Source organism: Lignipirellula cremea (assembly GCF_056501455.1).
Genome location: NZ_CM151415.1, coordinates 4,741,746 through 4,762,882, shown reverse-complemented (window position 1 = coordinate 4,762,882; position 21,137 = coordinate 4,741,746). Strand labels below are relative to the sequence as shown.

Annotated in this window: 11 protein-coding genes and 5 pseudogenes; 4 read left to right on the top strand and 12 right to left on the bottom strand. The window is 61.4% G+C overall.

What is annotated here, in order from left to right:
* Window positions 1-92: 92 nt before the first annotated feature.
* Window positions 93-1,338: pseudogene (locus SH602x_RS18485) on the bottom strand (IS256 family transposase).
* Between the two features lie 255 nt (window positions 1,339-1,593).
* Window positions 1,594-1,842, bottom strand: coding sequence for a hypothetical protein (locus tag SH602x_RS18480; RefSeq protein ID WP_479473719.1), 249 nt, complete (start codon window positions 1,840-1,842; stop codon window positions 1,594-1,596).
* Between the two features lie 1,863 nt (window positions 1,843-3,705).
* On the opposite strand from SH602x_RS18480, the gene SH602x_RS18475 reads away from it, so the two are divergent.
* The 3 genes from SH602x_RS18475 to SH602x_RS18465 all read left to right on the top strand — a co-directional run bounded on the left by SH602x_RS18475 (window position 3,706) and on the right by SH602x_RS18465 (window position 7,985).
* Window positions 3,706-6,360, top strand: coding sequence for a rhamnan synthesis F family protein (locus tag SH602x_RS18475; RefSeq protein WP_479473718.1), 2,655 nt, complete (start codon window positions 3,706-3,708; stop codon window positions 6,358-6,360).
* A 342-nt stretch (window positions 6,361-6,702) separates the two neighbouring features.
* On the top strand, window positions 6,703-6,879 hold the full coding sequence (locus SH602x_RS18470) for a transposase (RefSeq protein ID WP_479477117.1): 177 nt from the start codon (window positions 6,703-6,705) through the stop codon (window positions 6,877-6,879).
* Window positions 6,876-7,985 (top strand): IS3 family transposase, encoded by a 1,110-nt coding sequence (locus tag SH602x_RS18465; RefSeq protein ID WP_479473717.1) that lies wholly within the window; start codon window positions 6,876-6,878, stop codon window positions 7,983-7,985. Before SH602x_RS18470 ends, SH602x_RS18465 begins: the two co-directional genes overlap by 4 nt.
* Window positions 7,986-7,996: 11 nt before the next feature.
* Here SH602x_RS18465 and SH602x_RS18460 read toward each other — a convergent pair.
* The 3 genes and pseudogenes from SH602x_RS18460 to SH602x_RS18450 form a co-directional block, all read right to left on the bottom strand.
* A pseudogene (locus tag SH602x_RS18460) lies at window positions 7,997-9,242 on the bottom strand (IS256 family transposase).
* Between the two features lie 300 nt (window positions 9,243-9,542).
* Window positions 9,543-10,526 carry an alginate O-acetyltransferase AlgX-related protein gene (locus tag SH602x_RS18455; RefSeq protein WP_479473716.1) on the bottom strand — a complete coding sequence of 328 codons (984 nt, stop codon included), beginning with the start codon at window positions 10,524-10,526 and terminating at the stop codon, window positions 9,543-9,545.
* A gap of 421 nt (window positions 10,527-10,947) precedes the next feature.
* The gene (locus tag SH602x_RS18450; protein WP_479473715.1) at window positions 10,948-12,084 is read right to left on the bottom strand and encodes an acyltransferase family protein; all 1,137 of its coding nucleotides are present in this window, start codon (window positions 12,082-12,084) and stop codon (window positions 10,948-10,950) included.
* 345 nt (window positions 12,085-12,429) lie between these two features.
* On the opposite strand from SH602x_RS18450, the gene SH602x_RS18445 reads away from it, so the two are divergent.
* Window positions 12,430-13,470, top strand: coding sequence for a KpsF/GutQ family sugar-phosphate isomerase (locus SH602x_RS18445; protein WP_479473714.1), 1,041 nt, complete (start codon window positions 12,430-12,432; stop codon window positions 13,468-13,470).
* 151 nt (window positions 13,471-13,621) lie between these two features.
* Here the strand turns inward: SH602x_RS18445 and SH602x_RS18440 are convergent.
* The 7 genes and pseudogenes from SH602x_RS18440 to SH602x_RS18410 form a co-directional block, all read right to left on the bottom strand.
* Window positions 13,622-13,757 (bottom strand): annotated as a pseudogene (locus tag SH602x_RS18440) (integrase core domain-containing protein); the annotation flags it as partial.
* A 59-nt stretch (window positions 13,758-13,816) separates the two neighbouring features.
* Window positions 13,817-14,143: pseudogene (locus SH602x_RS18435) on the bottom strand (DDE-type integrase/transposase/recombinase); the annotation flags it as partial.
* Window positions 14,144-14,518: 375 nt separating this feature from the next.
* Entirely contained in the window at window positions 14,519-15,226 is a 708-nt protein-coding gene (locus SH602x_RS18430) for a hypothetical protein (protein WP_479473713.1), read from the bottom strand.
* A gap of 635 nt (window positions 15,227-15,861) precedes the next feature.
* Window positions 15,862-16,503: an IS630 family transposase gene (locus SH602x_RS18425; RefSeq protein ID WP_479477093.1), complete on the bottom strand. Its 642-nt coding sequence runs from the start codon at window positions 16,501-16,503 to the stop codon at window positions 15,862-15,864.
* Window positions 16,470-16,793: pseudogene (locus SH602x_RS18420) on the bottom strand (IS630 transposase-related protein); the annotation flags it as partial. The pseudogene SH602x_RS18420 and the gene SH602x_RS18425, both read right to left, overlap by 34 nt.
* Before the next feature lie 1,473 nt (window positions 16,794-18,266).
* Entirely contained in the window at window positions 18,267-19,805 is a 1,539-nt protein-coding gene (locus SH602x_RS18415; protein WP_479473712.1) for an EF-hand domain-containing protein, read from the bottom strand.
* On the bottom strand, window positions 19,802-21,121 hold the full coding sequence (locus tag SH602x_RS18410; RefSeq protein WP_479473711.1) for a DUF1501 domain-containing protein: 1,320 nt from the start codon (window positions 21,119-21,121) through the stop codon (window positions 19,802-19,804). Before SH602x_RS18410 ends, SH602x_RS18415 begins: the two co-directional genes overlap by 4 nt.
* Window positions 21,122-21,137: the final 16 nt, after the last annotated feature.

The following is a 21,137-nucleotide window of genomic DNA, read 5'->3' as shown; positions in this document are numbered from 1 at the left end:
AGAGATCAACAGCCTGCTAGCGCCCGCGGGCCTCTCTCGGGAGTTCCATGCATCCGTGAGCTATTGTCAATTCTTGTGTAGGGGCGGTCGAATCAGGCGGCGGATCGGTCGAGGGGAAGGCCGTCGCGAAAGGGAGTTCCTCGAAGGACGTCGGGTAAGAGCTTGCTGCCGTTGAGAGCCCGCCAGCGCCGGCTCGCCGACTCGGCCGGCTTGAACATCATCGTCAGCGACGCCGTCCGACTGCCGCTGCCTTTCGTCCGGCGGTGACGCAGGCGGATCGTGGCGAAAGCGCTCTCGATCGGGTTGGTCGTTCGCAGGTGACGCCAATGCTCCGCCGGGAAGTCGTAAAAGGTCAGTAGCTGATCGCGATCCTTCGTCAGGCAGGCCGTCGCCTTGGGGTACTTGGCCTGGTAGTCCTCGACGAAAGGGTCGAACGCCCGGCCCGCCTCCTCGCGGGTTTCGGCTTGCCAGATGTCATGCAGCATGCGCTTCGCCTTCGGCTGCTTGCCCTTGGGAAGTTTGTCGAGCACGTTGGCCGTCTTGTGGACCCAGCATCGCTGATCTTTCGTCTCGGGAAAGACCTCGGCCAGCGCCTTCCAGAAGCCGAGCGCTCCGTCGCCGATCGCCAGCTTCGGCGAGGCCGCGAGCCCCCGACGCTTCAGGTCGAGCAGCAGTTCCCGCCAGCTCTCGGCGCTTTCGCGGTAGCCGTCCGTCATCGCGATCAACTCCTTGCGACCGTCCGCGGTCGCCCCCATCAGGACGAGAATGCATTGACGGTCTTCCTCCAGGCGGATGTTGACGTGGATGCCGTCCGCCCAGACGTAGACGTACTCCTTCTCTTCGAGCGATCGCCCGCTCCAGGCCTCGTACTCCTGCTCCCAGACCGTCTTCAGGCGCGTCACGGTCGAGGCCGACAGGCCGGGGCAGTTCGGTCCCAGGATCGCCGACAGGGCCTCGCCGAAGTCGCCCGTCGAAACGCCCTTCAGATAGAGAAACGGGATCAGCTCCTCGACGCTCCTGGTCTTGCGGAGGTAAGGCGGAAGCAGGCCGGAGGAGAACTTCTCCCGCTCGCCTTCCGGACGCCGGTCGCGGACGCGCGGCTGCTCGACTTCGATCGGACCGAGCGCCGTGACGATCTTGCGTTCGGGCGAGTAGCCGTTGCGGACGACCTGTCGGCGGGCCGGCGGCGTCTCTCGCTTCGGTTCGCTGTTCGATCCGGTCGGCGACTCCCGCCTCGACCGCCTGGGCCAGCAGCGACCGGGTGCCCTGGCGGAGGATCTCGGCGAGCGCGTCGCGGGAGTCTGGAAGCCGAATCGTCGATGCGGTAGCTTCGTGCATGGCGGCAAGGTTCGTGGAGGGAAAAGGCGTAGAACACCTTCCTTCTCCCCGAGCCTGCCGCCCTCTTCAACCTACCCCAACCACAAGATTCGACGATAACTCGCGCATCCGTCCATTGCCGCAGTGGATGTTGCTACTGCAGGTTCAGCCGGCCCACATGCGATGTCCCACCTGCGCTGACGACCAGTCTTGCGATTTTGGAAGGATCCAAAAATGGCCGCTCCCGCGGCGCGGGCACCAGCTGCGATCCCCGCGTCAGCCTGTGCGATCTTGGTCTTGGATATTCGTTGGGGCCACGCCAGCGGAACGGGACACTTCGGAAACGGCCACGTAAAGCGATGCCTTGAGGTGGTCTAACACCCACTTGGCATGAGCGTCCCTCGAAACCGGAACTCTCGACAAAAATTCAGATTGCAAAATCGCCATTGCCTCAGCACCGACGAACACGTCCTTCGTGTTGCCGGTCTTTTCGTTTTTGAAAGTGATGCGGTAGTCGTGGGACATTGGCGTTCGACTCCAAATCTGAGGGACTTCGATAAAGAAGACAATATGTCACGTCACGCGGTGGCACTTCGCGAAAGTCGCGGATCGAGCGGTAGCGGATACCCCTATTTTGTTCTTCGCCAGGTTCCGAGCGCCGTAACGCTGTCTGAGATCGGTCAATTATCCACTCCTCTCGCCATCCGCGTTGGCATCAGGCAAAAGTTTCCTACGGTGCAGGTCTTGCGGCCTCGCTCTCCAGTCGGCCTTTTCGTCGCCGACTTTTCTTCCCCACGCACGTTTCGGAAAGGGCCTTGAGCGTCCCCGACCCGCGACTGCAAAATGCTACAGGCCCTCCCGTGCGATCGGTCCCCGTAACCACAAGCGCCGGAACGACCGTTGCATTCGCCTCGACGGACGTTCCGCGATCGCGGAGTCGATGCGGCGACACAAAAGCAGAACCGTCCTCAATTGCGGCAACCGTTCCGACCGACCTTCTACCCCCGGTCGGACCAAACCAGAAGCGAATCGGACCTTTTTTCTGAAGCCACGGAAGCTGCGTGAATAAGCAGGAACTATAGTTTCCGGATGCGGAGCACCGTTCGGACCCGATCCGGTGCAACGCTGATCAACGAACCTCCGACACGAGCACCGGCCGCCGCAGGGGCGCGAAATCGGCGGCACAGGTTAGCTCACGAGGCACAGGCAATTGAATCCCACACCTACGCCCGTTCCTGACATCGCCGCGGCACAATTGCCACTGCCCGACGGCTCTAGGACAGGGTGCGGTAGCCTCGATGGCAAGCCGTCGATCTGTTTCGTGTCGGAGACGTCGCGGGAAAAAAGCCCGTATCAGGACCCCTCGGTTCGGTATCGCTGCTATCACCCGGCCGAGTGTCTATCGAAGCAGGGGTGTCGGGTTACCGTATGCTCTGCTGCTACGTTTTTCCGAAATCCGTCGTTTGACTACGATGTGTACGTCTTTCACCGCCCCTCCGCCTCGCGCCGCTTCTTCGAGCGCGTAACGGATCAGTTGCGGTCGCTCCATCGAACTCTAATCGCCGATTACGACGATCTCATCTTCGGCAACGAGGGAGTCGCCCTAGTCTCTTCCGCGATAAGAAATGGCACGATGGACCGGGAGAGTGCGATTCGCGCTTTTGCCGACAACCAGAAAGCGCTTGAGCGTTTCGATCGCTTTTCAGTATCCACGCAGCCTCTCGCTGAGCGGGTTCACGCGATCAGACCTGCTGCTCAAGTTGCAGTCGTACCGAATGAATTGCCTGACTCGTTACTCGGACCCCACCTGCGCGCAGCAACTGCGTTCCGTAAACGACGATCGCAGATTATCGGGTACTTCGCTGGAACGCGAAGTCACAATGCGGATTTCCCGGTCGTCAAGGACGTTCTACATCGCGTTCTCTCAGAGGATCTCCGAAGGACGCTCCTCGTCGTGGGGCCTGTCGAATTGCCGTACGGTCTTGCGTCTTTGCCGAACGTGCGAGTACGCGAAGTGGCTAACTACTGGCACTTGCCAGACTTGATGAGCGTTTGCAGCACTGTGATCGCGCCGTTAGAAGAGACACCATTCAACGCATGCAAGTCTAGAGTGAAATTCCTAGAAGCAGCGATCGCTGGATGCCGGCTAGTCGCGACTCCGATCCCGGACTTCATCGCGGTCGGACCATCTCGGATTACGTTAGCCCGAAATCAGGACGAATGGTATGAGGCGCTAACCGGCGACCAGAGCGAACCCGAACGTGGCGCCTTCGTTCGGGCGAATTTGGATTTCGTCTCTCAGCGAAGCGCTGTCGCAGCCCTAAGACAAGCAGGCGGTTTCTAATGCGAGCCCTTTTTTACGTCGAGCCGTTCCCAGTGCGGAACTCCATGACGCACTTCGCGGACGTCGCACGCCGCGCCGCAAAGTTATCCGCTTGCATCATCGGCGTCGACCTCCGAGTCTATGGGAACTCTGAGACGCTGCGTTTGCTGAACAAGTCAGACGAAGAGAAGGAAGTAGAGGAGGAAGTAGAGGAGGAAGTAGAGGAGGAAGTAGAGGAGGACGGCGACGCGGTTCTGAAGGGTCGACTTCTATGGCCCACAGAGGATGAAGACGCTTTTTTCAAGTCGCAGCTCGTGCCATGGGAAACCGACGGCATCTCGCTTTGGTCGGACTGTATGCAGGGAGGCTCGACGTCCCTGCCCTATTCGGCTGTCTTGGAACGCATCTGGGCGGAGTTTCCGTTCGACGTCATCCTGCACTGGGGAGAAAACGGCGTCGTCAATCGCTTCGCTCGCGACTACGGCCTCACTCATGTGGGATTGGAGCTTGGGTGTTCGAGGAAGCCCTTTCTCGATTCGTACGTCTTCGACCCCATGGGAACGAACGGCTCGGCGCTAGTGCCCAGGCTTTCAATAGGACAGGTCGAAACAATCGTACACGGACTTGAAACGTCCGCAGAAGAAAGCGTGTTGGGATCGGCGGAGGACGCGGAGGCTGCGTTTTATGGCGATCGCTTTTCGATGCTGCCGCCGCACTTGTCGGAGAAGCTGATCGAAGGCGGTCGCAAGATCGCTTTTCTGGCGTTACAGCTATTCGACGACGCCAACTTGATCCAGTTCTCGAAGTATCCAGACCTTCGCCAGGTGGTGCTCGATGTCGTACCGAAGCTGGTGGATGCGGGCTATTTGGTCATAGTTAAGCCTCATCCGGCTTCTCGGTATCGCGAAGGATCTTCGCAGGAAAGCGCCATTGCCCGTTCCGCGTTGGCATCTCTTCAGAGTCACGTCGTCTGGCTGGATGAGCTTACGCCTGTGTCGAATGCACGGTTGATGCAGGTCGCTGATCTGGTCATCACAGTCAATAGTTCGGTCGGGTTCGAGGCTCTCTATTTCGACAAGGTGGTGGTGGTACTCGGCGAAGCGGTCTACAAACCTTCGGGCGTCTTCCCGACGCTGGATGAAGCGATTTCCGGGAATTTCGACCGTAGCACCTACCTTCGCAGCATCGGATTGCTCCGTACGTTCTTCCTCAACGCATATCTCGCGGGCGAAGAATGGCTCACCAATCCGCAATTATTCGCCCATCGAATCTCGACGCTGGTGGGAATCCATCGGCGTTTCCCGGGTGACGCCTTCGCTATGGCAGGCGCTCTGTACGCAGCATTCGCGTCCGGCGAAGGAGTGCTTCGCAGAAGCGAACTGGCGGCGGGTCCCGTAGACTCGCAGTCCAATGGCTTCGTCGCACCGAAGCCAGGAGGTCGGTCGCGCGGCGGATGCCACAAAGTCTATGGCTTTCGCGAAGGCGTTAACTTTCAGCCGACGCTCAGAGCACTCATACGCTCGAGCGGGAGTGATGACGCCTGGGCGATCAAGGACTGGCTGCAGGTTCAGTGGCTGAGAAACGACACTCGGCTTAGCGTTTTGCGCCTGCTGAAGACGGTAGATGATGCTTGGTACACTGACATGTACCCGGACGTGAAAGAACACGGCATCAATCCGCTCCAGCACTTCAGCGCTCTAGGCGAGCAGTGGCGTATCCCGGCACCGATTTTCGAGCGAGAAGAATACGCGAACCTTCCTGCACCCCGGTATCTCAATGCGCTCTTTAAGCTCTTGGAAGCGGTGGATCTGACGGCGGTGCCGTCAGATTCGCGCCTAAGTTCAATGGAAGCTAGCGCCGTGGAAGCGGCGGACGCTGAGTTGGCGAAACTGCAAGAGCAGAGGCCGCGGGCCGTTGCCGTAGTCGCTCACCTATACTACACCGACCTCGTCGATCCACTACTTGACCGGCTGGCTAACATTCGCGACGACTTCGACCTTATTGTCACGCTCCCTTTATGGGGTTACAGGCAAATCGTCGAGAAGGTGAAGAGTAGGTTCAAAGATGCGATCTGCCTGCCCCTTCCCAACCGCGGCCGAGACATCGGGCCGTTCTTGCACGTTCTCCCGACGCTAACTCGCCGGGACTACCGCGCCGTTCTGAAGATCCAGACGAAGAAGGGTTTTTACGAAGCGGGTCGGTTGAAGCCTCTCTTGGGGGCGGCTTGGCGGGACTACTCATGGGACAGCCTCGCGGGAAGTACTCAGGCCGTCAATCGAATTTTGAAGGCGTTCGGGCGGGACGAATTGCTGTCGTTAGTCGGTCCTGCGGAATTACTTCTGTACACGAGAATGTATCCCGAGGCAATCGATTCTGACACGGAGCGAATCGTCGGCATCAACCAGTTCGGGGAGGATGATGTCTTCTTTGCCGGCACTATGTTCTGGTTGCGTCCGGCGGCTTTCTCGGCAATGGTCTCGGATCGTTTCTCGATCGAGAACTTCAGCTCCGATCCTGAGAATAGCCACGGGGAACTTGAGCACGTCATCGAGCGCCTCTTCGGGCACCTTGCACGAAAGGATGGCAGGCAGATCGCTAGATCTGAGATCGATGCGAGGACGGGAGAGATTCGGTTCGACCGCTCGGTGAAACCGAATCTGCAACCTCTTCCTCAGGTGATGAAACGTATCGGCGAAGCGAAGGGAGTTATCGTCTCGTAGGCGACGCCCTGACAGCTCTGGATGTAGCTGCTTTGTCTGTCAGGGTTTCGCGGTATTCCGGCTACACCCCCGAGAGGCGCAGGTTCTCGACACGCCGCGAATTGGGACCAGTAGGCAACGCGGACTTTAATTCGTCTCCACGCGGAACGCGGCGAGCCAGACTGGAATGCTGTTCGATTTCTGATCCATGCGTTGTGACGGTCTCGAAGCCCTGAAGGCGAGGAGACCGAGAATGTCGGAGAAACGTCGGAAACGTCACAGTCCCGAGCAGATCGTGCGGAAGCTCCGCGACGCGGACGCCATGCCGACGCCGGCAAGGACCTCGCGGAGGTTCTCAAGGCGCTGGAGATCGGCGAGTCGACCCTCGAACGCTGGCGCCGCCAATACGGCGGCATGAAGTCCGAGGAAGCGAAGCGGCTCAAGGAACTCGAAGACGAGAATCGCAGGCTGAAGCAGATCGTCGCCGAGCAGACGCTCGATCTTCGAATGCTTAAGCACGTCGCGTCGGGAAACTGGTGAGCCCCTCTCGCAAGCGAGAGGCCGCGAACGAACTGCGAGCCAGGTTCGACGTGTCGGAGCGACGAGCGTGCCGAGCCGTCGATCTCTGCCGCGGCACGCATCGCTACCGCTCGTCGCCGCGCTCGGACGAACCGGGCCTGTGCGAGCGGATGCGAAGCCTCGCCCGGCGTCGGCCTCGCTTCGGCTACCGCCGGGTCGCGAGACTGCTTCGCGACGAAGGCTGGAACGCGAGCGAGACGCGGGTTCTGCGGCTCTGGCGGCGAGAGGGGCTGAAAGTACCGAGAAAGCGGCGAAAGAAGCGTGGCCGGGGCATCTCGGCCAACGCCTGCGACCGGCGTCCGGCGACGAAGCCCTGCGACGTCTGGGCCTGGGACTTCACGTTCGACCGCACGACGACCGGCGGTCAACTGAAATGGCTGTCGCTCATCGACGAGTTCACGCGGGAATGCCTCGTCCTGAAGGTCGACCGCAGCGTCACGGCGGAGGACTTGATCGACACGCTGGCAGAGCAATTCGCGATGCGCGGCGTGCCGCGAGCGATTCGTTCGGACAACGGCCCGGAGTTCGCGGCAAAGGCGTTGCAGGCTTGGCTCGCGAGGCTCGGCCTGGAGCCTTTGTACGTGGCGCCGGGAAGCCCCTGGCAGAACGGCTACGCGGAGAGCTTTCACAATCGGCTGCGGGACGAGTTCCTGAGCCAGGAGGAGTTCGAGAACCTGTCGGCGGCGCGGGAACTGACCCGTCGCTGGCGACGCGATTACAACGAGGTTCGACCCCACAGTTCGCTGGGCTACGACACGCCCAGCCAGTTCGCGAATCGCTGGTCCGCTTCCGCTTCGACCTCCGCTTCGACCTCCGCTTCGACCTCCGCTTCGACCTCCGCTTCGACCTCCGCTTCGACCTCCGCTTCGACCTCCGCTTCGACCTCCGCTTCGACCTCCGCTTCGACCTCCGCTTCGACCTCCGCTTCGACCTCCGCTTCGACCTCCGCTTCGACCTCCGCTTCGACCTCCGCTTCGACCTCCGCTTCGACCTCCGCTTCGACCTCCGCTTCGACCTCCGCTTCGACCTCGGCTGCGCCTCGGGAGCTATTGTCAATTCTTGTGTAGGGGCGGTCGAATCAGGCGGCGGATCGGTCGAGGGGAAGGCCGTCGCGAAAGGGAGTTCCTCGAAGGACGTCGGGTAAGAGCTTGCTGCCGTTGAGAGCCCGCCAGCGCCGGCTCGCCGACTCGGCCGGCTTGAACATCATCGTCAGCGACGCCGTCCGACTGCCGCTGCCTTTCGTCCGGCGGTGACGCAGGCGGATCGTGGCGAAAGCGCTCTCGATCGGGTTGGTCGTTCGCAGGTGACGCCAATGCTCCGCCGGGAAGTCGTAAAAGGTCAGTAGCTGATCGCGATCCTTCGTCAGGCAGGCCGTCGCCTTGGGGTACTTGGCCTGGTAGTCCTCGACGAAAGGGTCGAACGCCCGGCCCGCCTCCTCGCGGGTTTCGGCTTGCCAGATGTCATGCAGCATGCGCTTCGCCTTCGGCTGCTTGCCCTTGGGAAGTTTGTCGAGCACGTTGGCCGTCTTGTGGACCCAGCATCGCTGATCTTTCGTCTCGGGAAAGACCTCGGCCAGCGCCTTCCAGAAGCCGAGCGCTCCGTCGCCGATCGCCAGCTTCGGCGAGGCCGCGAGCCCCCGACGCTTCAGGTCGAGCAGCAGTTCCCGCCAGCTCTCGGCGCTTTCGCGGTAGCCGTCCGTCATCGCGATCAACTCCTTGCGACCGTCCGCGGTCGCCCCCATCAGGACGAGAATGCATTGACGGTCTTCCTCCAGGCGGATGTTGACGTGGATGCCGTCCGCCCAGACGTAGACGTACTCCTTCTCTTCGAGCGATCGCCCGCTCCAGGCCTCGTACTCCTGCTCCCAGACCGTCTTCAGGCGCGTCACGGTCGAGGCCGACAGGCCGGGGCAGTTCGGTCCCAGGATCGCCGACAGGGCCTCGCCGAAGTCGCCCGTCGAAACGCCCTTCAGATAGAGAAACGGGATCAGCTCCTCGACGCTCCTGGTCTTGCGGAGGTAAGGCGGAAGCAGGCCGGAGGAGAACTTCTCCCGCTCGCCTTCCGGACGCCGGTCGCGGACGCGCGGCTGCTCGACTTCGATCGGACCGAGCGCCGTGACGATCTTGCGTTCGGGCGAGTAGCCGTTGCGGACGACCTGTCGGCGGGCCGGCGGCGTCTCTCGCTTCGGTTCGCTGTTCGATCCGGTCGGCGACTCCCGCCTCGACCGCCTGGGCCAGCAGCGACCGGGTGCCCTGGCGGAGGATCTCGGCGAGCGCGTCGCGGGAGTCTGGAAGCCGAATCGTCGATGCGGTAGCTTCGTGCATGGCGGCAAGGTTCGTGGAGGGAAAAGGCGTAGAACACCTTCCTTCTCCCCGAGCCTGCCGCCCTCTTCAACCTACCCCAACCACAAGATTCGACGATAACTCGCGCCTCGGTCTACGCTCCAGCGGACCAGCGATCTTCCCCAACCCGTACCGACATAGCGGCTGGTACAGAAAATCGAAGCCTTTCACCGGCACAAATGCTCTGCCGAAAGGGTTGTTTGTCGGGCTGTTAGAACCTGAGCATTCCTCTGGGCGTCGCCGAATTCGCAGACTGTGCGAACAGAAAACCTGTCTCGACTCTCATGCCGGGCGTCCGCCTACGCCCTGATCAGCGAAATACCTCTCCGCAAAACTAGAGTCCGGCGAGGTGACCGCACGCCACGCGGCCAGAAAGTCCTTGTCCTCGATTTGCGACGAAACGCCTCGCAACTGAGGGTAGAGCATGAATGCATGCCCTTCTCGATCGTGGCTAACTTGAGACAAGTAACGCTCCGCGTTGCCTGTCAAAATCACGTCCGGCTTGATGAGGGTGATCATTTCCGAATGCATGAAGCGTGTGCGAAGACATATGACGCGCGAAAAGACGGCGCTCAGATGCTTCAGCATCATCCGGAAAAAGGAGTCTCCGAAAAGGAGAACAGTTTTTTTCACTTCTGCATCAGGGGAGAGCAAGACATCGACCATCCCGTCGTTAAATCCACCCGGACTAGTCACATGCACATGCGGCCAATCGGGGCTAAGGAGTAATCCGTCCTGATAGAGCGGTGGGTCGAACTTGCGTCCGAGGTCGCCTGTCCACCGCACTTCGCGCGTGATGCAATTCTCGATGCGAGCTAGTGCCTGCTCTGCCTCAATCCCCAGGTGTGCAAGCATCATTCGGAGCACGAGGGACGAGCCGCGGTCCGTCAGGTGCGTATCGAGCGGATAGAACACCCGTCCCGACTTGGCCTTCAACGCGTCGACTGGGTAGATTAAACAATCTAAACCATCGGCAGCTGCGGCGACGTAATAGTCGCCAAGACGATGTACCGGTTGAAATGGAAACTCGTCGGAAAGGACAGACTGCTTATCAGGGAAGATCACATGGGCGAAGAGCGCTCCGGCATTGTGCGATCGACGCCGCCGACGGGCGAGGTTCGCGACGAAGTTTCGCAGGGAGTCGTCCGTGGGCCGCATCTCGCCGGTCACGAACTTCAAAACCGAGTGATCGCCACCGATCAGATAGGCGATCCCGCTACTGCTGAGCAGTGCATCACCTTCAATAGTGTATCCAGCCGCGTTCATTTAGCGCTCCCACGTCAGTGAGTGGCTTCCGGGATGAAGTTGCCGCTGTCCGAGCGATTCGGATCGCGCCTGTCGCCCAGCTGGCCGGGGGGGGCGAACATGGACGTTAGCTCGTTGAAGGCCTTTTCAGCACTACGCAGAATTCAAACCTGCTGTAGACGGTTGAATAGGTGTGTTAGACTCGAGGAAAAGGCGATACTTTGCAATCATTCTGCACGAGCGTTTCTGTATCGACCCTTTCGTTCCCGAAAGCACGATCGCCGATGTGATCGACGCCAGGGGCCGCGATCGGCATGGGGAATCGGTCTTTTTGCTGAATTGACGTCGGAAAAGGGAATCGAGCGCCTTTGCAGAAGCAGAGGCGTTGGCGATCTATATAAACGTTCGGCATTCCATAGGCGTGAGCGTTGGCGGCGGTTAATTACGGTACTGCGCCTTCGATCCCCCCCGCATTGCGACTTGGCGAATTCTTCAGATCAAGAAGATACCTGCAGAACAGGATGCCCGGGCGTTCGATAAAATTGAATGCGAGAACTGATACAAGCAGGGTCAGAGGTACGCAGAGCGCTGACATCCAAAGAAGTTTTTCGATGGTGGCAGCCGTCGAGAAATGTCGGACTAGGTTGGATTCGACTAGGTGAACGATCATGAAGTGGCAGAGGTATGTAGAAAAACTGATCTTTCCGAGATACATAAGAACCGGATGGCGAAAAAACCAGTTCAAGGGGTTCGTGGGCGACGACAGCGATAGAAAAATGAGAGCCCAGACTACGAAGACTACCTTGTCGGCGAACGATGGAGTGAGGACGTAGGCTACTATTGCCGCGATGATCGTCACTGCCATGCCTTGAGCGGCAACGCTCGGCGCACGCTCCAGCAGCAACCTGCTTGATATGCCGATGAGAAAGTAAGTGATCGAACAGGGCAGCGCAGATGGAAACGTATAGGTCCACGGCGTGCCAAGAATTACCGGATTGCGGACACCCAGCCATCCGATTGTCAGTAAGCCGACGATCGCGCCGAACACGAGATATCGGGACACCGATGGACGGAGCAGCGCAGTGATGATGAAAGGCGCGACGAGATAAAACTGCCATTCAAGGCTAATGGACCAGTCGGGCGCGTTAATGATCGACGACTGGCGTGTCCAGAGCTCATTGGGCAGAATTCCCTGTAGCATGGATGCTTCGGCGAGAAAGCTAACTGGCTCGCTGGCCGTACCCAAGTTCATGCCGTAATACCCGAGCTTCCAGGCGCCGAAGGCAGCGAAGAGCATGGCCGCGTGAAGTGGCCAAAGGCGGAAGAAGCGTCTTGCGATGTACCGGTGATAGGGCTCGTCCCGCACCAACATTAGATGCGTAATGACGAATCCGGAAATGACCATGAACACCCATACTGCTATTGAACCGTTACGCACGACGAACATTGCGTCGCCGAACGCAGTGTCCAACTCCTGAAAATACGCGACCGTGAAACCCGAAGCGCCGAGCAAATGTCCAGCGAGCACCCACCACGCGAGTAGAGCTCTCCATCCCTCTAGTGAATCGAAGCGTTGCATCGACGACTCTCCGGATTGCTGTGCTGGCGCGTACGCCGAGCAGTGTTTCGGCCGTCGGCGTACCGTAGCTGTCTGTCGCTGACTCTAGTTGAGCGGGGATGATGGAGCAAACCTGCGATTCGTTCGCTCCACCGTCGACGCTCCGAAAGTTGACGTGTCCGCCGAATATGGGGATCTTTCGGGTCAGATCGATTTCCAAGGCTGCGGGAACGGCTCCTCAGTCGGGAATCAGCGTGCGGACGTGTGTTGCGAGCTACCGTTACACACGCGAAGAGCACGGACGACCAAGGGGTCGTACTCCCTCGTCGGCTCAATGGTCCCGCCAGCGATTTGTTCAAAGTAGCTATGAGTGACCTAATTGCTACTGGACTCACTTGTGCGGAGGTCGCGACCGAAACGCTCATTCCCGCCGCCGCCGATCGCGAATCGACCCTGCAGGCGATCCGCTCGGCCATCCTCGCCGAACGGGACGGATTGCAGCGTCTGCATGACGCGGTCGGCGAGCCTGCCTTCCGCGCCGTCGAAACGCTCGATGCCTGCCGCGGTCGCCTGATCGTCGCGGGAATGGGCAAAATGGGCTGGATCGGTCGCAAGATCTCCGCCACGTTCTGCAGCATCGGGCTCCCTTCGGTTTTCCTCCATCCGGCGGAAGCCATTCACGGCGACCTCGGCATCCTCGGCGACGGCGACGTCCTGCTGGCCCTCTCCAACAGCGGCGAGACCGAAGAAGTCGTCGTGCTGATGGAGCATGTCAAACGCTTCGGGATTCCCGTCGTTTCGCTGACCGGCAACGCGGCCAGTTCGCTCGCGCGCTACAGCGACGTCGTCATCGACGTCAGCGTCGAACGCGAAGCCGATCCGCTGAATCTTCTTCCCACCGCCAGCGCGGCCGCGTGCCTGGCCATGGGCGATGCGCTCGCGTCGGCGATCGTCGCCCGGCGGGGCTTCAGCCGGGAGCAGTTCGCCCTGTTTCATCCGGGCGGGAACTTGGGGCGCAAGCTGCTCTGGACCGTGGCGGACCTGATGCATCGCGGCGACCGCATTCCTGCGGTCCGTCCTGGGGCGCTGCTGAAGCAGGCGCTGGTCGTGATGACGAGCAAGACGCTCGGGGCCGCGTTCGTGGTGAACGAGGACCAGACGCTCGCGGGCGTCTACACCGACGGCGACTTGCGACGAACGCTGGAGCGGGACTGCTCGGCCCTCGAGCAGCCGATCGACGACGTGATGACTCGCTCGCCCCGCACGATCCAGGCCGATGCGCTGGCCGCGGAGGCGCTTCACCTGATGGAGTCGAAGAAGATTACCGTGCTGCCGGCGCTCGACGAGGCGGATCGCATGGTCGGCGCGATTCATCTGCACGATCTCGTCCGAGCGGGGCTGGCGTAACTCCGTTATCTTTCGCTCGTGCAAGTCTTTGCCACCCTGACCTGCCCCTGAGTTCTGGTCCGCGCTTTATAAGAGCTGAGCCGGGGTGGGGGGCAGTTCGCGGGAGCGAGGGCGTAGCCCGAGCGGACGCGAACTGCGTTCGGGCGAACGCCGCCGGGGCCACGTACCCCAGACTGCTATGCGGTCGCACCTCGTTGTAGTCCTCGCGTCAGCGCCCGCGCGTCGCGCAGGCCGTCGAAGATCTCCGTCGCCAGAAACTCGTCCCGCAGTTTGGAGTGAAAACTCTCGGCGTAGCCGTTCGCCCAGGGCGGACTTGCGCCACGTAGAGCGTCCCCACCTCGAGCTTCTCCAGCCCGCGCTGCAACGCCTTCGCCGCGAACTCCGGTCCGTTGTCGGAGCGGATGACCCTCGGCACGCCACGCAGCGCGAACCGCTCCGCCAGCGTGTCGATCAGATCCTCCGCCGTTAGGCTGCGAGAAACCTTCAGGACCAGGCACTCGCGCGTCCGCTCGTCGATCAAACTGAGCCACTTCAGCGCGCTCCCCGACGCCGTCCGGTCGAACACGAATTCCCACGCCCAGAAGCCGTTCTGCCTCTCGGCCTGGCGACGATGGCAGGCGTTCTCGCTCGCTCCGCAAGCTCGCTTTCGCTTCTGTTTCGACGGTCTTTTCAGCCCCTCGCGACGCCACAGGCGATAGATCCGCTTGCGCTTGACGCGAAAGCCTTCTCCAGCGGGAGTAGGTCGCCTCGCTGATCTCCAGTTTCTGGAGCACGTCGGCGAGCTCTTTGCATGCGTTCAGCATCGCGTCCGCGTCGCGGAGCTTCGCCACGATCTGTTCCGGAGAATGCCGTTTCCGCTTCTTCGTCACCGAGAGTCCTCTCGCCGATTCTATCGGCTCCGAAGGCGCGACCATCGTCGAAGCACTGTTCGATCTTCACGAGAAGGCAGGTACGCTCCGTCCGCTCAGCCAGACGGTCCGAGACGAGTGGCGGCGACGTTTCCCAACGGACGATGACGAGAGCTAAGTTCATCATCCTTCTCAGCGAGTCATTCAGACGCTGCCGGGGAGATGCGACGGGAGACGATGGCGAGAAGTTGGCGGAATACCTGTTCCCCGTAAAGAGGATTGGCGTGGACCGGGTCGTCATACAGCGCTCGGTGGACGAGCATTCCGTCGGCGTCCTGCATCGCCCGCGGAGCCGCAAGGAACCGGATCGCGTGACGGTCGCAGGCCTCGCGAATGAGAGCGGAATGGGCTCGCCAGAGCTTGTATCGCAGAGGAGCTGGAGCTACGCCGTGCGTCGCGATCATCGGTGCGAAGCTTCTCGGGTGCGCCAGGATGTGCTCCCCCGAAATCGGAGGCGGCGATTCGACGTGGAAAATAGGCAGGGTCGTCGTTTTGCGCAGGAACGACAGCAGATCGAAGACAAATGCGAGGCGTCGTCCGAGAGCAGCGAAGACGACGCCGGACGGAACGATCTCGGCATCCGGCTGCAACGGCAAGTCAGGGGCCTCGGGAAGCACGAAATCGAACTTCGGCTGCCAGTTGACGAGCCCCAAAGCGTTGTGATTGTTTCCGCCGAAAGTGGAAACAACGAGTTGCAAGCCGTCTCGTCCGAGTTCCGCTAAGATCCCCTCCGTAAAGCGTCCCTGGATGACCGCCGGATTCCACTCCGGGTCGTTGAGGATCACGAAGCGGCAGTCGAACCGATCGTGCGGCGCGACCTGTTCTCGATCCTTCCGGGCATGCCTCATCGAGTACGAGTGACTGTTCCCGATGACAAGAACGCGAATCCGATCGTCCACTCACAAAACCCCTTTACGAGGCGACCAGCAATTCGACTCAGTTCCGCCCGCCCCGTCCGCAGTAGCTAACGCAGTTCGCTGAATTGACGTGTCAGCACGCGAAGAAACGAGCCTCCCGCAGCCTCCTGGTCGAGGGCCGGTCAGACGGAGGCGTGAGTCGTTCGATCCCTTCCGCGAATCGAATTTAAGTCATTCAGGTTCTTTGAGGGCGAACCCATGCCCCCGGAAGTCATGTCGCGTCCCGCGTTCGCGCTTGCCGTGTCCTCCGATCGGACCGGCGGCAGCGTCGCTTGCATTGTACTCCGAGCACTCGCGTGCGACGTTCAAGTCTGACCGGCCGCCATTATTCCGCCGGCGAGAGCCACGGCCAGCGGAAGTCGTCCACACTGCCGGACTCATTTTCGTCGCCTTCGGAGGAAGATCCACCAGTTCCCCTCCGAGCGTTGCCGAGAGCAGCCGTCGAGCCTCGTCATCGCTGAGAAGCTCCACCAGGTGCGGCGTGCCACCCAAGCTGGTCACGAGCTGTGAGTCGCGGGTAGGTCTATGTCCGCTGCTCGACATGCGCTCGCTAGAGCCCTTTCGCGTTAATCGTAGCGGTATCCGCAGTGGGCGATGTAGTTCCTGCATTCGTCGGGTCGGAAGCGATCGACGAGGCGACCGCAGAGGCGCCACAGGCCTTCGACGGTTCGCGCTTCGGCGTCGCGAATCATCCGTTTCAGCTTCGAGAAGGCCATCTCGATCGGGTTGAGGTCGGGACTGTACGGCGGCAGAAACCAGAGTCGCGCGCCGACCGCTTCGATCGCCTCGCGGGCTTCGATCCGCTTATGGCTCGAGAGGTTGTCCAGGATCACGACGTCGCCCTCTCGCAGAACCGGCGCGAGCTGCGTTCGCACGTACGCGACGAACAGCTCGCCGTTGATCGCCCCGTCGACGACGAGCGGCGCGACCAGGCCGGTCGACCGCAAGCCGGCCAGAAAGGTCGTCGTCTTCCAGTGGCCGTGCGGGACGGAACCGTGCGCTCGCGTCCCGCGATCGGACCGGGCGTACGTCCGCGTCATGTTCGTTTTCGCCCAAGTTTCGTCGAGAAAGACGAGGCTTCGCGGGTCGAGGCTGGACTGGCCCTTCCGCCACGCGTCGCGGGCATCGGCGACGTCGGGCCGCGCCTGCTCGCTGGCGACGAGCGTCTTTTTTTTCGCGACAGCCCCAACCGCTTGAGAGCCGTGCAGATCGTCGAGAGCACGAACTTGCGAGGCAGGGCCGCGGCGATCTCGCGCAGGTAGGCGTCCGGATTCTCGGCGACGAACTTTCGGATGTCGTCGCTGTAGGGCTCCCAATCGGGGCGCCGATCGCGAGTCCTGGCCGCTTCGACCTTGCCGGACTCGCGGCGCACCTGCTTGACGCGTCGAACCCACGCTTCGCACGCGCCGAAGCGCTTCGCGACGGCGCTCGTTCCTTCCCCCGCATCGCACGCCGCGAGGACGTCCCGCCGGAACTCTTTCGAATACGCTTCGGCCATCGGATCCCTCCGTTCGAGAAGGAACCCAACCTACCGAAGCTCGTCAGCTTGCGCTAGAGTTATCGCGAAGCCGCTCTAGCGTCGTGCCCTGCTGGATGGCGGCGGCAATCTCCGATCAAAGCGCCTCAACCGGCACATCACCAGTCGGCACCTCTTCCGCTCAAGACGGGCTAGTCGCAGCCCGAACTGCTTCGCCGGTCTACCGACCGTATCGAGCCGCAGCCTTCGGCCGGTCTGGAGCCGTTGCTGGGTCTGGCCCCGCTGCACTCCGATGGTTTGACCGGCGCCCAAAAAACTTCGATCAACCAGGGCCTCACCGGGGACAGAGGCGTTTCGGCCGCTGCCCAAGCGGGCCTCCAGTCGCCGCGGATAGAGTGGGCCGGTCGGCGCGTTTCCTTCGATACGAACGCCTACTCCGTCCCAGCCTGCTACGCTGCCGCGGCCGCCGAACTCGATTGTCCAACTAGGCGACAAATTGTTTTAAAACAGGCGTGCGCTTGAACGAATGTTCAAAAGTTTGTCGGAAGTCAGCGAGCCGAATGCCGTTGCGCTCCGTGTCCCCCTGACACGCCCCCGCTACCAGGGCATTTTCTCCGGCCGGCGTTGCTGCACTGGGCCCCTGGGAAAACGATTGAACGCAAGCCGACGTTCAATGCGCAGAGTGCGTAGCGACGGCACTTTCCTCGCCCCGGCGAAGCCTTCCGGACATGTTTCCTTCCTCGCTCCCCCCGACGCACATCTCGGAAGCCCGGAGAGCTTCGATTTCGGGTTTGTTGACCCGCCGGCTCTATCCGACGCACGCGTTCCAGCTTCGACCAGCCCCGTCGCGTCTTCGCCCGCTGTGCGGTACGAGTTCGATGAAACGGCGGATTTCGGCTACTGCCTCCCCGTAGGCGCACACGGATCTGCACGCATCGTTGGGGCTTCAGCACTGTTCGCCGGCCCTCAGATCCAACCGCAGCGTCCCGCAACGCGCGTCGACCGTTGCAGGATGAGCGGCTTGCGACATTTGGCTCTTGCGAACGGCGTCCCAACGCCAGGGCGTCAGGTCGGGATCAGCTAACGGAGACAACGCACGTCTGCCGGATTTCGCCTGTGGGTCCCTTAAGTGTCGGCTTGTTCGCTGGTTAGGTGGGCTCGGGCACTTGGGCTTTGGCCTTGGCAAGTCCTATCGCATCGACACACGTACGGGGTCATGTTCATGTCCCGACGCGAGAACACTTACCGCCCTCCCCTGCCCCGTGCCGATGGCTGTTAACCAGATTGTCGCTGGTTCGAGCCCAGCCCGGGGAGCCTCTCGGATTGCCTTCAAATCCGCTTGTTAACTGGTTATCGTCCGGTGTCTCTTTAACGCGGACGTTCTGGTCAGCGGCCGTTCCTTCGTTCACTACTTCAAGACCGCCCAGCTACCGATCGACTGAAAGAGCATTGGCTTCGCGAGGGTCAGTAACAAGGCGGGACGCCACATGCCGGCTAGTTCGACCCCGTTGCTTCTTTGAGCGTCATCAGGCCATCTCCATCGGAGTCAAGTTCGCGGAAACGACCGACAGAACCGACGAACTCCTGTTCCGACAGATCACCGTCCTCGTTGCGATCCATGGCGAGGAACCAGTCGGGACCCACCCGTCGAACGTCAAAGAAATCAGACGCAAGGCGATCCCGTCCGAATCCGCCGATCAAGAGTCGCGGAAGGCGATCGGCGTCGACCTTTCCGTCCTTCAACGCTCCGATCTCAGTCAAGCGTTCGCGTGCTGACCGAAGCTCCCGAGCTGCGAGTCCGCCGCTTCTATCTTCGTCGAGGAACTCGAACAGTCCGCGACCGAAGTCGATGACTGACAACTGCACGTGAGCGCGAGCGACCGTCAATTGTAGGTCGAGCCAATCGTTCCACTCGCCCGCCGTCAGTGCGCCATCCTCATCGCGATCGGCGGCGGCAGCGAACATACGCAACGGGACGAACGCGGCGCCCGCGAGTTCGTCCGCGGCGAGCCCTTCGTTCCGATCGCCGTCTGCTTCATGGAATTTTCGGCGAGCGATTCCAGCATATTCGGCGAGCCGACGGTCGATTGCTTCGCTCGAACCCCGCAGCGTCAGAATGGTCCCGTCGATTTCGAGGGTCGTAGACGCGCGGCTGTCCTCTGCGAACGTGACAATCGGCGCTTCGACGGAATCGCCCGGGAACGCAACCCGCAGCACGACGATCTGTTCCCGGCTAGAGCCATGTGCCGCCCCCTCGACGTCCGACCCTGTCGAATCGACCGGGACACGATGCACGACCATCGGAAAATTCGGTTCGGGTCGATCGTCCGAAAGACCTACTGTCAGCGGCGGGAGCAAGTCAGCGGGCGCGAGGTCTCGATAGTCTAGAAGCGGAAGAAGTTCGCTCGCGAGAATCACTCCGTCCTCGTCGGCATCCGCTGGATGAAAGCTCGCTTCGATCTCGCTCCACTCCGAGTCGACGATTGCTCCATCGCTATCGAGATCCAGATAGGTCAGGACCGCACGACTCAACGCGTCAGTGGCGGGCGCGACGCCGACGACGACGCGCACGGAGTCGACATCGTGCGCAGCGTAGTACGCTCGGACTTCGTCTCGCGTAACTCGGACGTCGGCAGGGGTCACGTCGAGTCGCTCGAACGGAACGGGCGGATCATCGGTCGCGAACAGCATCCCCGACGCTTGGAGCCGAATTCGTAGCGGCGTCGCGAGGCGCCGCGCCTCGGTCGCGGAAAGTCGGTCGTCGGCGTTTCGGTCCGCCGCTTCGAAAATCGCGTCGACGACGGAGCTCCAGACTTCCGAGTGGCTCGTTTCGCCGATGACGACAGATGCCGCGATCGGCAAGCGGTCGCTCCTGCCCAAAAGCTCCGCGTGCATGTCCCACCGCGGCGACCTCGTCTTCTCCTGTCCGTCGAGAGCGGAAAGGGGAAAGACGATCGCGATCAGCGCCGTTGCCGAAGCGATCCCGTGACAGGCGAGCCGCGCGACGGCGCCCGAAGAGCGAGCGGCGCTCATTGCAGCAACGCCTCGATCGGCTTCGCGGAGACGTCCGTCAGGCGAATCGGGCGACCGAGCTTCGATTCGTTCTCGGCGCTGGGATCGATGCCGATGCCGCGACAGATGGTTGCGAGCAGATCCGGCACGCCGGTCGGATTCTCGACGACTTCCATTCCGTCGTCGCTGGTTCGTCCGTAAGTCTGTCCGCCGCGAATTCCGCCGCCGGCCAGAACCGCTGACCAAGCTGCCGGATAGTGATCGCGGCCTACTCCTTCATTGATCTTGGGAGTCCTTCCGAACTCGCCGAAGCAACAGATCAACGTCGAATCCAGCAAGCCTCGTTCATCTAGATCTCCGATCAGGGCTGAAAGGCCTGCGTCCAGAGTACGACTGAGCGCCTCGACCGACTCGAAGTTTCGACTATGGGTATCCCATCCATCGAGCACGACCTCGACGAACGGCACCTTTTGCTCGACAAGCCGTCGCGCGAGCAAGCAGCCCTGGCCGAAGAGCGATCGGCCGTACCGTTCCCGGACAGTATACGACTCCGATTCGACGAAGAATGCTTCGCCTGCCCCTTCGCCGATTAGCTTGAAACTTCGATCGTAGGCTGCCGCGGAACTCGCCAGCGTCGTGTCGGATCGCCCTTCTTCGAAACGCGAATTCATGCGAGTTCGGATACGCCAGCGGGCGTCGAACGTTTCACGCTCGACGCCTTCAGGGATCGCGAGGTTCGGAACGTCAGGGGTCGCAGAAGTCATCGCACCGTCCTCGTCGCCGGTCCGCTCTCCGATGACGAGCGGAGCGAAGTGCGGTCCCAGAAATCCTGAGTTCGATCGAACCGATCGCGGGGAGATGCAGACGTAGCTGGGTAGCGCGTCCTCGTCGCGATGAAGTTCCTTCGCGACCAGCGAACCGATCGACGGGTAATCGACCGCAGGCGTCGGCTTGTAACCGGTCCGCACGAGGTCCGACGCGCGGCGATGATCGCCCTCCGCGGTGCTCATCGAACGAATGACCGCGAGACGCTGCGCGTGCGCAGCGAGACTCGGAAGGTGCTCACTGATGCGCATTCCGGGCACCGTCGTCTCGATCTCGCGATACGGTCCGCCGTTCTCGTGTCCCGGTTTGAGGTCCCAGAGATCGATCGTGCTCGGTCCCCCGTTCAGCCAGACGAATACGCACGACCGACGGCGGCTCGGATCGGCGGCAGCCAGCGCGGCGAAGTTCCTCCACCATCCAAAGGCAGAGAGTGCGCTCAGACCGGCGATCGAACGACGGCCGAAAGTGCGTCGAGAGAATGCGTCGTTCGATGCTCGGTCATGACCCTTCATGCGTTCGTCCTGTCCG